This is a genomic window from Citricoccus sp. K5, assembly GCF_902506195.1.
Lineage (GTDB): Bacteria > Actinomycetota > Actinomycetes > Actinomycetales > Micrococcaceae > Citricoccus.
In genome coordinates, this window is the sequence record NZ_LR732817.1 from 1,900,791 (window position 1) to 1,913,910 (window position 13,120).

At 70.9% G+C, this 13,120-nt stretch carries 11 protein-coding genes; 5 read left to right on the forward strand and 6 right to left on the reverse strand.

Annotated features, from left to right (window positions below; all coding sequences use genetic code 11):
- Positions 1 to 9: 9 nt before the first annotated feature.
- The 6 genes from BOSE125_RS08400 to hemE form a co-directional block, all read right to left on the reverse strand.
- Positions 10 to 837, reverse strand: coding sequence for a uroporphyrinogen-III synthase (locus tag BOSE125_RS08400; RefSeq protein WP_159551654.1), 828 nt, complete (start codon positions 835 to 837; stop codon positions 10 to 12).
- A gap of 7 nt (positions 838 to 844) precedes the next feature.
- Positions 845 to 1,885, reverse strand: a complete 1,041-nt coding sequence (gene hemC, locus BOSE125_RS08405; protein ID WP_159551656.1) for a hydroxymethylbilane synthase — start codon at positions 1,883 to 1,885, stop codon at positions 845 to 847.
- Complete coding sequence (locus tag BOSE125_RS08410; RefSeq protein WP_159551658.1) at positions 1,882 to 3,201, reverse strand: ferrochelatase; 1,320 nt, start codon at positions 3,199 to 3,201, stop codon at positions 1,882 to 1,884. The genes hemC and BOSE125_RS08410 overlap by 4 nt, the downstream gene beginning before the upstream one ends.
- A complete protein-coding gene (gene hemQ, locus BOSE125_RS08415) occupies positions 3,201 to 3,953 on the reverse strand; it encodes a hydrogen peroxide-dependent heme synthase (protein WP_159551660.1) in 753 nt (250 codons plus the stop codon). The genes BOSE125_RS08410 and hemQ overlap by 1 nt, the downstream gene beginning before the upstream one ends.
- A gap of 147 nt (positions 3,954 to 4,100) precedes the next feature.
- A complete protein-coding gene (locus BOSE125_RS08420) occupies positions 4,101 to 5,642 on the reverse strand; it encodes an NAD(P)/FAD-dependent oxidoreductase (RefSeq protein WP_159551662.1) in 1,542 nt (513 codons plus the stop codon).
- The gene (gene hemE / locus BOSE125_RS08425; RefSeq protein ID WP_236557890.1) at positions 5,639 to 6,775 is read right to left on the reverse strand and encodes a uroporphyrinogen decarboxylase; all 1,137 of its coding nucleotides are present in this window, start codon (positions 6,773 to 6,775) and stop codon (positions 5,639 to 5,641) included. Before hemE ends, BOSE125_RS08420 begins: the two co-directional genes overlap by 4 nt.
- A 137-nt stretch (positions 6,776 to 6,912) precedes the next feature.
- Between hemE and BOSE125_RS08430 the strand changes: the two genes are divergently transcribed.
- From BOSE125_RS08430 to BOSE125_RS08450, 5 genes are all read left to right on the forward strand, one after another.
- A complete protein-coding gene (locus BOSE125_RS08430; RefSeq protein ID WP_159551666.1) occupies positions 6,913 to 8,289 on the forward strand; it encodes a glutamyl-tRNA reductase in 1,377 nt (458 codons plus the stop codon).
- A 69-nt stretch (positions 8,290 to 8,358) separates the two neighbouring features.
- Positions 8,359 to 8,979, forward strand: a complete 621-nt coding sequence (locus tag BOSE125_RS08435; RefSeq protein WP_236557891.1) for a TetR/AcrR family transcriptional regulator — start codon at positions 8,359 to 8,361, stop codon at positions 8,977 to 8,979.
- Between the two features lie 175 nt (positions 8,980 to 9,154).
- Entirely contained in the window at positions 9,155 to 9,388 is a 234-nt protein-coding gene (locus BOSE125_RS08440; protein WP_115931633.1) for a DUF3107 domain-containing protein, read from the forward strand.
- A gap of 47 nt (positions 9,389 to 9,435) precedes the next feature.
- Complete coding sequence (locus BOSE125_RS08445; protein WP_159551668.1) at positions 9,436 to 11,010, forward strand: RNB domain-containing ribonuclease; 1,575 nt, start codon at positions 9,436 to 9,438, stop codon at positions 11,008 to 11,010.
- A gap of 270 nt (positions 11,011 to 11,280) precedes the next feature.
- Positions 11,281 to 13,119 (forward strand): DEAD/DEAH box helicase, encoded by a 1,839-nt coding sequence (locus BOSE125_RS08450; RefSeq protein ID WP_159551670.1) that lies wholly within the window; start codon positions 11,281 to 11,283, stop codon positions 13,117 to 13,119.
- Position 13,120: the final 1 nt, after the last annotated feature.

The following is a 13,120-nucleotide window of genomic DNA, read 5'->3' on the forward strand; positions in this document are numbered from 1 at the left end:
TCCCGTGGGCTAGACGCGATGGCCGAGGTCCAACGCGGCCAGGACCCCGGGGGCGTCCGGGCTCGGTGCGGTGCCGGCCAGGTCCAGGCACTCCTCAGCGGCCGCCCGGGCCGTGGGCTGGCCGAGGGCGATGAAGCGGGTGCCGGCCGGGACGGCGGTGCCGCGGCGGCGGACCAGCTCCCGCACCGCGCTCGGACTCGTCAGCACGACGTCGGCCCCAGGCAGGTCGTCGACAGTCGCCAGGGCATCCACGGACGCCGGGCCCTCGCCCGCCAGCCCGGCCAGCAACCGCCGCTCCGTGTCCGCCGGATAGGGCACGGTGCGGTAGGCCTGCACGTGGTGGACCTCCCAGCCGCGTTCGGCCAGCCCCTCCGCGACCTCGTCGGTGGCCAGGGCGGACTGCGGCAACAACAGGACTCGACGGGGAGTCTCACCCGGCGGCGGGAACTGCGCGAGGATCCCGGCGGCGGAGGCGTCGCCCTCCGGCATCCAGGGGACCTGGGTGCAGCCGGCCTCGGCCAGGACGCGGGCGGTCCCCGGGCCGGTGACGGCCACCCGGATGCCGGCATCCACCTGTCCGTCCCAGCCGGCGCGGACCAGGGCCCGGACGGTGTTCGGGCTGGTGAGGACCAGCCACGCCGGGACGGGTGCCGGCCGCTCATCAGAAGCCAAGTCCCGCACGATGCAACGGAGCCCCGCCAAGTCCTCCGGCAACGCGAAATCGGTCAGAGGAAGGAAGAAGATCCGGTAGCCGGCTTCGGCCAGGCCGGCCTCGACCGCCCCGGCCTGGGCCGGTTGACGGGTCAGGATCACGGGACGGCTGGCAGCCACGGGCATCAAGAGGTCACTGCGGGGCGGGCAGCAGGTCGGCGCCGCCGGCCAGCATGGCCTCCGCAACGTCGATGCCGAGCTGGCGGGCCAGTCCGAGGGTCTCGGAGTCGGCGGAGCCGTCCTCGAGGCGCACCCGGACGGCCGGCAGGTCCACGGAGGCGTGCTCCCGCAGCAGGCGGCTGCCGTCGGTGGCCGCCACCACGGCGTCCATCACGAGTCGGGCCGATTCCTTCTCCACGCGGGCGAGGGCGCCGATCGGTGCCGCACATCCGGCCTCGAGCCGCTCCAGCAAGGCCCGCTCGGCGGTGACCTGCAAACGGGTGACGGCGTCGTCGTACCCGGCCAGGGCCCGCGCCACCGGATGGGTTGATCCGGCCCCGACCACCGCCGTCTCCGGACGGCACTCCACGGCCAGGGCACCCTGCCCCGGGGCCGGCATCATGACGGTCGGCGCGAGGCGTTCGGTGATCGCCCAGTCGAAGCCGATCCGGTCGAGTCCGGCGCAGGCCAGGATCACGGCGTCCAGATCACCGCGCGGGGCCCCGGCGGCCGCAGGGGCGTGATCATCGTGCTGTTCCAGTCCCGGAACCCGCGCGAGGCGGGTCTGCACATTGCCGCGGATGTCCACGACGTCCAGGTCCGGCCGCACGGCCTTGAGCTGGGCGACCCGCCGGGGCGAGCCGGTGCCGACCTTCGCCCCCTGCGGCAACTCGGACAGCCGCAGGCCGTCCCGGGCACACAGGGCGTCACGGACGTCCACCCGCTCGGGAATGGACGCGATGACCAGGCCGTCCGGCTGAACGGAGGGCAGGTCCTTGAGGGAGTGCACCGCAAGGTCGACCTTGGCATCCAGCACCGCGGCGCGCAGGGCCGAGGCGAAGACACCGGTGCCGCCGAGCGAGGCCAGGGAGCCCGTGGTCACGTCCCCCTCGGTGCGGATGATCTCCAGTTCGGCGTCCAGCCCGGACAGGCCGGCCAGGGCTTCCGCCACAGTGGTCGTCTGGGTGCGGGCCAGGCGGGATCCGCGGGTGCCGATCGTGAAGGTACCGGTCATCGGGTCGGAACACCCACCTCGGAGTCGAAGGCCGCCACCGTGGGGCGGGCCGTGCCGTCCCGCATGACCTTGACGCAGCAGTTGGGCGCACACACGTCATTCCAAGCGCCGAAGCAGCCCACAGCGGCCCGGCCCTCGCGCCGGCCCAGGCGCTCCTCGACGATGTCGACGAGGCCCGAGACGAAGGCCGGATGCGTCCCGGGAGTCGGGGTGCGGCGGAAGGCCAGACCGAGGTTCTCGGCGGTCTCCTTGGCCTCGGTGTCCAGGTCCCACACCACTTCCATGTGATCGGACACGAAGCCCAGCGGCACCACGAGCACCCCGGCGAGCGAGCCGGCGTCGGACCCTTCGCCGTGGTTCTCGCGTTCGCCCTCGCGTTGGTTCTCATCCGCGGTGGCGGGCACGGCCGCCAGTTGCTCGATCGCGTCATTGATGTCCGGCTCGAGCCACGGTACGTGCGGGGCACCGGAGCGGGACTGGTACACCAGTGACCACTCGATGCCGTCGGCCTCAGGGACGCGCCGCAGGATCTCCTCGGCCACGTCCAGATGCTGGGCCGAGTAGACGTCGGCACCGTTGCCCTCGCCGGGCGCCAGCCCGGTCTTCTCCTGGAGTTCCGCAGCCACGGGGCGTGGCCCGGCGGCCTCGGCATCCGAGGTCGGGATGGAGTGCGTGGCGAAGAAGATGTGCAGCCGTCCGTCGGCCCGGCCAGCGTCCGCCAGCTCGGCGCGGATCTCGGCCAGCCCGGCACTCAGGCCCTCGGCGAAGGGGGCCACGAATCCGGGGTGGTTGAAGTACTGACGGATCTTGTCCGCCTCGAGCTTGCCCTCCAGGCCGGTGGATCGCAGGGCCATCCCCAAGTCCTCGCGGTACTGGCGGCAGGAGGAATAGCAGGAGTAGGCCGAGGTGGCCACGGTCAGCATCTTCCGGTGCCCGTCGGCGTAGATCCGCTCGAGTGTCTGGGGGATGTAGGGCTCCCAATTGCGGTTGCCCCAGTAGACCGGCAGGTCGATCCCGCGGGCGGCCAACTCGGTCTGCAGGGCCGCCAGGAGGGCACGGTTCTGCTCGTTGATCGGGCTGATGCCGCCGTTGGCCCGGTAGTGCGTGGCCACCTCCTCGAGGCGTTCATCCGGGATGCCGCGGCCTGCGGTGACGTTGCGCAGGAACGGGATCACATCATCCTGCCCCTCGGGTCCGCCGAAGGAGGCCAGCAGGATGGAGTCATAGTCCTTCGCGGCCATGGTGCCGTTCTCATCCACCCCGGCCAGGGGATCGAATGGCTGGTTCCCTGCCGCATGCTTGGCGATATCCGTCATCAGGCCAGGACCTCTGCGATCTCGCTGGTGGTGATGTGGCGGCCCGTGTAGAAGGGCACCTCTTCGCGCACATGCATGCGGGTCTCGTTGTTGCGCAGGTGGCGCATCATGTCCACGAGGTTGTTCAGCTCCGGCGCCTCGAGGCCCAGCAGCCACTCCCAGTCGTTGAGGGCGAAGGCACTGGTGGTGTTGGCCCAGACCATGGGGAACTCGCGGCCCAGCATGCCGTGGTCCTTGAGCATCCGGCCACGCTCAGCCGGCTCCAGCAGGTACCAGTCGTAGGAGCGGACGAAGGGGTAGAAGCACAGCCACTTCAGCGGCTTGCGTCCCATGGCGAAGGCCGGGATGTGGTCCTTGGCGAACTCAGCCATCCGGTCCGAGCCCATGGCGGACAGCACGATGGTGGTTCCGGCCAGCAACTCGGTGCGGCGCAGGGTGCGGATGGCGGCCTGCAGATCCTCGGCCACGTGGCCGTACATCCAGACCATCAGGTCGGCGTCGGCGCGCATGCCGGAGACGTCATAGGTGCCGCGGACGGTCACGCCCTTCTCGGCGAGCCCGGCGACGACCGCGTCGAACTGCTCCACAGCCCGCTTCCGCTCGGTCTCGGTATGGCCCCCGGCACCGTTGCCGACCGTGTTCCGCGCGAAGACGGTATAGGTGGTGAACCACTCGACCTTCTCGGCATCACCCGGGCTGTCTACTCCCTGCGTGCCGGCGTCTGCGTCGCCATGAGGCTGGTTCTCGGTCATCGTCACAACTCCTGTGGTGTCACCTAAGGTCTGGGTTCCGTGCACCGCTGGTTTCTACAAGCGGTAGAACGAGCGGTCCCAGCCTACCTCTCCCGGCGCCAGGATGCCTCAGCCGAGTCCAATCGGCCGGCGGGACCGGCGGAGGCATCACGGCACGATCCGCCGGCGGGTATCAGCCACGATGGCGGCCAGTCCGGTTCCGGCCAGCCACGCCCCGACCGCGTCCAGCCCGGGCTGGTCCCCCAACCACGTGCGCACCGACTCCACTCTGGTCCGGTGGTCCGTGGTGGCCGCGGGCAGCGCGGACTTCCACCGCACCACGAAGGAGGAGACCAGCCCTGCGGCCACGTCCACCCCGGTGAGGGCCATGGCATCCGCCACGGCCCTGGCCCGCAGGTCCTCCTCCGGCGTGCGGTAGCCCGGCGCGGCCGAATCAGGGGCGTCGGTCACCCGCCCGTAGGACAGACGCACCACGTGGCGGTGGCCGCCGAGCTCCTGCCGAGCCCAGTCCCACTTGGCGCTGACGTGGGTCAGGGCCTTGGCACCCACCACGTCCGAGGAGACGGCCGGTGAGACCAGCAGACCGGTCCCCCGGGGGTTCGCGTCCAGTCCGGGCGCGTCCACCACCAAGGTCACGAGCGCGACGCCGGCCCCCTCCTGCGGGCGGTCCGCGGCGGACAGTGCCCCGCCGGAGACGGGGGCGAGCAGGTCCCAGGCCCGGGGGCCGTCCGTAGCCACGACCACGCGATCCACTGTGACCGTCTCGGTGCCGCCCACGCCGGCGGTCAGCTCCACGGTCCAGCGGTGTTCGGCCGCGGCACGCGCCAGCGTGACCGCGCGGGTCCCGGTCAGCACGCGGGCACCCGCACGGCACACTTCCTCGGCGAGCGCAGCCGTCAGGGTGTGCATGCCCCCGCGCAGGGAGGCGACCACGGCTCCCGGCGGGGCGGCGGCACGCCGGGAGGCCACGGCGCGGGCCAGTGAACCTTCAGCGACCAGGGCCTCCAGCAGGCCCGGCGCGACAGTGCGCAGGTCCAGGGTGTCAGGGTCCGCGGAGTGCACTCCGGCGACAACGGGCGCCACCAGGGTCTGCAGCACACCCTCCCCCATGCGGTCCCGGACGACGGCGCCGACGGTGACCGGGGTCCCCTCCTCGACCGCCTCGCGCCAGGTGTTCAGTGAAGGCGGCACGGGCGTCGGGTGCGTGACGGACGTCGCATCGGCTGAACTGACCGTCGAGTCCTCGAGGTCCTGGCGCGCCCGCTCCAGGGCGTCGGCGCCGAGCGCCTCGGCGACCTCGGGGGCATCCAGGTCACCCGGGATCCCCAGGATCCCCAAGCGAGGTGCGGGCACGGCGCGGTGCTCCTGCCCCGGTCCGGACGGCGGCAGATACAGCCACGAACCGCCCGGGTGGGGCTCGACGACGGCCTCCCCCAGTCCCAGCTCGGCCACCAGCTCACGCACGGCCGGGGTGCGGACGGCGAAGGACTCCGCACCGGCGTCGAGGGTGATTTCGCGGCCCCCGGGCAACGCCACCGTCCTCGGGGCCACGCAACCACCGAGGGAACCGCCGGCCTCCACCAGGGTGATCTCGTATCCCGCGCGAATCAGTTCCCAGGCTGAGAGCAGCCCGGACACTCCCCCACCGACCACGAGGGCGGTGGGGGTGACTGCCGGCCCGGAGGTCACGGCTGGATCGAGTGGATCAGGTCGACTATCCGGGTCAGGACCGTCGGGTCAGTGGTGGGCGGGACGCCGTGACCGAGGTTGACCACATGCCCGGGGGCCACGCGACCGGCCTCGACGACCTCGCGGACGTGGGCTTCGAGCACCTCCCAGGGGGCGGACAACAGGGCCGGGTCGATGTTGCCCTGCAGCGGGACGGTGCCGCGCCCGTCGGGGCCCGGCGTGGCACCCAGGCGGCGGTGCGCCTCGCCGAGCGGCAACCGGTAGTCGACGCCCATGACGGAGGCGCCGGCGTCGCGCATGGCAGGGAGGATCTCGGAGGTGCCGGTCCCGAAGTGCACGAGCGGCACCGGCTGGCCACTACCGTCCACCAGGTCACGGACGTGGGAGAAGGCATGGGCCGAGTGCGGCTGGACGTACTGCTGGTAGTCGTCCAGGGACAGGGATCCCGCCCAGGAGTCGAAGAGCTGGCCGGCGGAGGCCCCGGCCTCGATCTGCGCACGGAGGAACGCGCCGGCAGTGTCGGCGGCCCACGTGGCCAGGGCGTTCCAGGTCTCGGGATCCGCGTGCATCATGGTGCGCGGACCGAGGTGGTCGCGGGACGGGCCACCCTCCACCATGTAGGCGGCCACGGTGAACGGGGCGCCGGCGAAACCGATCAGCGGGGTGCTGCCCAGCTCGGCCACGGTCCGGCGCACGGCCTCACGGATCGGTTCAAGGGACTCGTCCGTCAATTCGGGCAGGGCCGCCACATCGGCGGCGGTGCGCACGGCCTGACCGAGTACGGGGCCGGTGCCGGGAACGATGTCCACATCGACGCCGGCCAGGCGGAGCGGGACGACGATGTCGGAGAAGAAGATGGCGGCATCGACGTCATGTCGGCGCACGGGTTGCAGGGTGATCTCAGAGGCCAGTTCCGGCTTCAGGCAGGACTCCAGCATGCCGATGCCCTGGCGCACCTCCCGGTATTCCGGCAGTGACCTGCCGGCCTGCCGCATGAACCACACCGGAATGCGGGAGGGGGTGCCGCCGCGGAAGGCGGTGACCAGGGGCGATCCGACGGTGGATCGGGCCGGGTCGGTGGTGGCCAGCGGATGGTCGGCAGGCAAGGGGGTGCCGGTCAGGGGTTCGGACATGACCGACATTGTCCCATTTTCCTTCTGCAGTGGTGAATTGCGGATGGATCGCGGACGGGCCGTGACGGCGCGGTGGCGATCAACACAGGGTGCCCTTCTTAGACCCGCCTGATCGAAGGGATTAGAATCGGCGCATTGTGGCTTTGTTTTCCCTGGTTGCCTCGCACACCGACCTTGACCTCGACACGGTGGCGCAGCTGAGCAACGGCACCGTCGAGGTCGCCTCTGTCATCCCCGAATCCTCCGTCAGCGGTGCGGTCGTGCTGGCCACCTGCAACCGAGTGGAGATCTACGCCGAGGCCCCGGATGACCAGTCGGTCGAGCAGGCCCGCGCCGAGCTGCTGAGGGCTGTGTCCCGTGGCTCCGGTCTGGCCCCGTCCACCGTCGAGTCCTCCTTCAAGGTCCTGACCGGTGACTCGGCCGTACGCCACCTGTTCGAGGTGGGTTCCGGGCTGAAGTCCGCCGTGGTGGGTGAACGCGAGATCGCCGGACAGGTGCGCCGCGCACTGGGCACCGCCCAGGAGACGGGGACCGCCACCGGCACCCTGGTCAAGCTCTTCGAATCGGCCACCCGCACCGCCAAGGACGTCGGCACGCGGACCGCGCTGGGATCGGCAGGCCGCTCCATCGTCTCCGTGGCACTTGACCTGACGGCAGACCTGCACGCAGGGGTCACGGACGCCGAGACCCGTGCCTTCTGGGAGCAGGCCAACATCCTGGTGATCGGCACCGGGTCCTACGCCGGTACCACCCTGGCCCAGCTGGCCGATCGCGGCGCCGTCCACGTGGGCGTGCACTCCGCATCCGGCCGTGCGGAGGCCTTCGTGGCCGACCGCGGCGGATGGGCCATGGCCCTCGGCGGGGAGAAGATCCACGGTGCTATCGCCGAGGCCGATGTCCTGATCGGCTGTTCCGGCGGCGATCGCCGGCTGGAAGCGGAAACCCTGCGCCGCCTCCGCGAGGGCGTCGAGACACGGCTGACCGTGTTGGACCTGGCCCTGAGCCACGACTTCGATCCGGCTATCGCCGACCTGCCCGGCGTGGACCTGATCACCCTGGAATCGGTGAAGATGGCCGCCCCGGAAGGGCAGCGGGAATCGCTCGTGGAGGCCTCCCGACTGGTGGACGGCGCGGTGGCGGGGTACGTGCAGGAGCGCAAGTCCCGCAGCGCCAACGAGGCCATCGTCGCCCTGCGCAAGCACACCCAACAGGTGCTGGAATCCGAGATGGAGCGGGTCCGCGGCAAGCACGGCTGCACCGCCGCCGCCGAGGAGGTGGAGTTCGCCCTGCGCCGCATGGTCCGCCAGATGCTCCACGAGCCCACGGTCCGTGCCAAGGAGATGGCGGCCGAGGGACGTCTCGAGGAGTACGAGAACGCCCTGAACGTCCTGTTCGGCCTGGAGGTCTCCGCACCCGTGGCTCAGGCCGGCCTCGACTCCTGCCCGGCCGACATCGCCCCGGACGCCACCGCCGGAGCAGTGGAGCCGGCTGCCGGAACAGCCCGCATCGCCTGATGCGGCTACCGGCCGGTAGACTGGCCTGCACCGTCTGCACCTGACGAGTCATTCCAGAAAGGCATCACTGTGAGCACCTCCCCCGTGCGCCAGTCGAGGCTGCCCCGCGAGGAGCGCCGCAAGCAGCTGCTCGATGCCGCCCGGCAGGTCTTCGTCGACCATGGGTTCCACGCGACGTCGATGGACGATATCGCCGTGGCCGCCGCCGTCTCCAAACCGGTGCTGTACCAGCACTTCCCCGGCAAGCACGAGCTCTTCCTCGACCTCATGGACACCCAGGTCGACCTGCTGGGGTCATCCATCACCGCGGCGTTGGAATCGACGACGGACAACAAGGCCCGTGTGCAGGCCACAATCCACGCATATTTCCAGTTCGTGGACAGCCCGGACCGGGCCTACCGCCTGCTGTTCGACTCCGGGCTGAACAACGACCCTGACGTTGCCCTGCGGATGGAGGGCCTGGACCACCGGTTCGCCGCCGACATCGCCGAGGTCATCGCCGCCGACACCACGCTCTCCCGCGAGGAGGCGCTGCTGCTGGGCCACGGTCTGGCCGGACTGGTGAAGTCCTCCGCTCGGCACTGGGCCGGACAGTCCGGCGATGCTTCGCGGCCGGACCTGGAAACCGCAGCCGACCTGGCCTTCCGTCTTGCCTGGCGCGGCATCAGCCGCTTCCCCAAGGAACGCTGAGAGTCCGCTGGCGAACGTGCCGGGCGCACAAGTCACGGACCGTTACGCCCGTGGCCGAAGTGGGCTCGGGCCCACCGCGCAGCGACCGGCGATCCCCTAGTCTGCTGTCGGACCAGTATTCGCCGGACCACGGAACCCCGTGGGCCCCGGCCCCCGTGACCAGAAGGAGACAGGCATGGAAATCCGCATTGGTGTTCAGAACGTGGCCCGCGAAGTCGTCATCGAGTCGGACGCCACCAACGAGGACGTCGCCCGACTGGTGTCCGATGCGTTGTCCGACGGCGGCACCCTGCGCCTGAAGGACACCAAGGGCCGCCTGGTCCTGGTTCCCTCGGCCATCATCGGCTACGTCGAGATCGGCACCGAGACCCCGCGTCCGGTCGGCTTCGTCCCGACCCCGGGTTCCTGACCCCCGGCACTCTCGGCAACACCTCCGCCGCCGGATAGGGTGGGCCCGTGGCCCACTACCATCTGGATCTCGCCCGTTCCGCCGCCCAGACCGAGCTGGCCAGCCGTTTAGCCGCTCTGCGGGAGGAGTTCTCGCTGCCCGCCGCTTTTCCACCAGAGGTGCTGGCGGAGGCAGAGCAGGCCGCGGCGAACGCCGCGGACCGCCTTCCGGTCAACGACCGGACGGACCTGCCGTTGCTCACCATCGATCCTCCGGGATCCACGGACCTGGACCAGGCCGTCCACCTGCAGCGCGGCTCCGGCGGCCAGGATGACGGATTCACCGTCCACTACGCGATCGCCGACGTTCCGGCGTTCATCACTCCCGGGAGTGCACTGGACGCCGAGACCCTGCGTCGAGGACAGACGGTCTACCTGCCGGACGCGCGGATTCCGTTGCACCCGGAGGTCATCAGTGAGGACACCGGCTCCCTGCTGCCCGGCGTGGACCGCGGGGCGTACCTGTGGACGTTCGGCCTGGACCGAACCGGTGCCGTGGTCTCCACCTCCGTGGAACGTGCTCGGGTGCGGAGCCGGGAACAGCTCACGTACCAGGAGGCACAGCATCGGATCGACTCCGGTGGCGATCCCGGCTCCACGCTCGCCCTGCTCAAGGAGGTCGGACTCCTGCGTGCCCGGCTGGAGACCGACCGCGGCGGAGCGAGCCTGCGTCTGCCGGAGCAGGAGATCACGGCCACGGATCACGGCTACGAGGTCCTCACCGCGCCTCCGTTGGACGTGGAGGACTGGAATGCGCAGATCTCACTGATGACCGGTATCGCCGCGGCGCACATCATGCTCGAGGGCGGCGTGGGCATCCTGCGCACCATGCCGCCGGCAGACCCGGAGGCGGAGTCGACGTTCCGGGCCCGGACACAGGCCCTCGGACATCCGTGGCCACAGGACCAGCCGTACGGTGAATATCTGCGGGACCTGGACATCACCCGACCGCAGGAGTTGGCCATCATGCACGCGGCCACCTCCTTGTTCCGGGGCGCCGGATACACCGCCTTCGATGGCGACACGCCCGATGTGAGCGTCCAGTCAGCGATCGCGTCCCCCTACGCCCACACCACCGCGCCCCTGCGGCGGCTGGTGGACCGGTTTGTCCTGGCCACCTGCCTGGCCCTGGAGAACGGCGAGGAGGTGCCCCAGAGTGTCCGCGGCCTGCTGCCGAGCCTGCCCGCGGCCATGAAGGACTCCTCGCTCATGGCGTCCCGAGCCACCAATGCCGCACGGGACCTGGTCGAGGCGGCGTCCCTGCAGGGGATGGAGGGCCAGGAGTTCAGCGCCGTGGTCATCTCCGCGCCAAGCTCCGAACAGGCCGCGAAGGCTCGCCGCGAGGGGCGCGAGCCCTGGGGCGAGATCCAGGTGGAACAGCCCCCGGTCCTGGCCCGCTTCGAGGGCCATGCCGAGGCCGGGCAGCGCATCCGGGCGGTGCTCGTCACCGCGGCCATGGCCACCCGTACCGTGCTGTTCCGCGTGGTCGGCCAGACTCCCCCGCCCCGGCCCGCGGAGGTCCCGGGAGGGGCCCTCGCACCGGAAGATCACACGGACCCGGTAGACTGGCCCCATCAAGGATGACCGATCGCATTGTTCATCTGCGTTCACCCTCGTGATTTGACTCTCCGGATCCGGCACGCGCCCCTGAAGGGCCAGCCCGAATCCAGGGCCCATCCCCTCGATGCCGGCCTTGCACCTCCCGCGATCGGCTCCACCATGGACGCACGGCGTCCGGCCGATCCGCGCCGCCCCGCAGCTAGCCGAGCTAGCCGGAGCCAGGCGCCGGAGTGCACTGGAACCAGTGCCATCGCGCCGAGCTGCCCTGCCTGAATGACGGGACCGAATTTCCCCATGACTCCTGAACAGAAGATCGCCGCGGACAACGACATCGACACCGAGGACCTGGCCACCTCCGAGATCGAGACGATCGAGGTGGAGGACTCCATCGACATCGCCGAGGCCAACGAGCCCGTGGCGGAGAAGACCTTCGCCGACTTCAAGGTCCGCGCGGACATGGTCGAGGCCCTCACCGAGAAGGGCATCACGCATCCCTTCCCCATCCAGGCCATGACCCTCCCGATCGCCCTGGGCGGGCATGACATCATCGGCCAGGCCAAGACCGGCACGGGCAAGACCCTCGGCTTCGGCCTGCCGGCTTTGCAGCGCGTGGTGGGCCCGGGCGAGCCCGGCTTCGACCGGCTCGACTCCCCCGGCGCCCCGCAGGCGTTGATCGTGGCACCGACCCGTGAGCTGGCCAACCAGGTCGCCCAGGACATCACGACCGCCGCCTCCAAGCGTTCCGTACGCATCGCCACCATCTATGGTGGTCGTGCCTACGAGCCCCAGATCGAGGAGCTGCAGCGCGGGGTCGAGGTCGTCGTCGGCACCCCCGGCCGCCTCATCGACCTGATGCGACAGCGTCACCTGAACCTCAAGCTCGTGAAGATCGTGGTGCTGGACGAGGCCGACGAGATGCTGGACCTCGGCTTCCTGCCGGATGTGGAGACGTTGCTCTCCGCCGTCCCGGAGGTCCGCCAGACCATGCTCTTCTCGGCCACCATGCCGGGTCCCGTGGTCGCCATGGCCCGCCGGTACATGACGCAGCCGACCCACATCCGCGCCGCTGACCCCGACGATGAGGGCATCACCAAGAAGGACATCCGCCAGCTGGTCTACCGCGCTCACCACATGGACAAGGACGAGCTCGTCGCCCGCGTCCTGCGCGCCGAGGGCCGCGGCAAGACCATCATCTTCACCCGCACCAAGCGCACCGCCGCGCGCGTCTCGGACGAACTGGCCAAGCGCGGCTTCGCCGCCGGCGCCATCCACGGGGATCTCGGCCAGGGTGCGCGCGAGCAAGCCCTGCGTGCCTTCCGTGGGGACAAGGTGGACGTGCTGGTGGCCACCGACGTGGCCGCCCGCGGCATCGACGTGGACGATGTCACCCATGTGATCAACTTCCAGTGCCCCGAGGACGAGAAGACCTACCTGCACCGCGTGGGCCGCACCGGCCGCGCCGGCAACAAGGGCACCGCCGTGACCTTGGTGGACTGGGAGGACATGCCGCGCTGGGGTCTGATCAACAAGGCCCTCGGACTGGACGTCCCCGAGCCGCCGGAGACCTATTCCTCCTCGAAGCACTTCTTCGAGGACCTGAACATCCCGAAGGGCTCCAAGGGCCGCCTGCCCCGGGATCAACGCACCAAGTCGGGCCTGGAGAGCGAGACTCTCGAGGACCTCGGCGGTCCGGGAGCGAAGTCGGACACCCGAGGCGACCGTGGCGGCCGGGGCCGTGGTGACCGCGAGGGCGGGCGCGACGGCGGCCGGTCCGGGCGCGGTGGACGCGGCGGCCGTGATGGCGGTCGCGAGGGCGGCCGTGATGGCAGCGGAGGACGCGGACGCTCCGGCGAGGGCCGGGAACGTTCCGGTGAGAGCCGCGGTGACCGCGGCCCTCGGGCCGGCGATCAGCGTGACGACCGCGCCCCGCGCGAGGGCGACTCGGGTGAGACGCGCTCCCCGGGTACGGGCCGGCGTCGTGGTACCGCAGACGCTTCCGGCGCGGCCTCCGAGGGTGGCGTCACGCGCAGCCGCTCGCGGAGCCGGTCCCGCACGCGCCGCAAGAACGGCAACGTGGTGCAGGGCGGCGCGGGTGGCGAGGCCACCGGCGGTCAGGCCCCCTCCGGCGAGTGAC

Excerpts from the sequence above, each read along its gene's own strand:
- BOSE125_RS08400 (WP_159551654.1), bottom strand. The coding sequence starts at position 837 with ATGCCCGTGGCTGCCAGCCGTCCCGTGATCCTGACCCGTCAACCGGCC.
- hemC (WP_159551656.1), bottom strand. The coding sequence starts at position 1,885 with ATGACCGGTACCTTCACGATCGGCACCCGCGGATCCCGCCTGGCCCGC.
- BOSE125_RS08410 (WP_159551658.1), bottom strand. The coding sequence starts at position 3,201 with ATGACGGATATCGCCAAGCATGCGGCAGGGAACCAGCCATTCGATCCC.
- hemQ (WP_159551660.1), bottom strand. The coding sequence starts at position 3,953 with ATGACCGAGAACCAGCCTCATGGCGACGCAGACGCCGGCACGCAGGGA.
- hemE (WP_236557890.1), bottom strand. The coding sequence starts at position 6,775 with ATGTCCGAACCCCTGACCGGCACCCCCTTGCCTGCCGACCATCCGCTG.
- BOSE125_RS08440 (WP_115931633.1), top strand. The coding sequence starts at position 9,155 with ATGGAAATCCGCATTGGTGTTCAGAACGTGGCCCGCGAAGTCGTCATC.
- BOSE125_RS08450 (WP_159551670.1), top strand. The coding sequence starts at position 11,281 with ATGACTCCTGAACAGAAGATCGCCGCGGACAACGACATCGACACCGAG.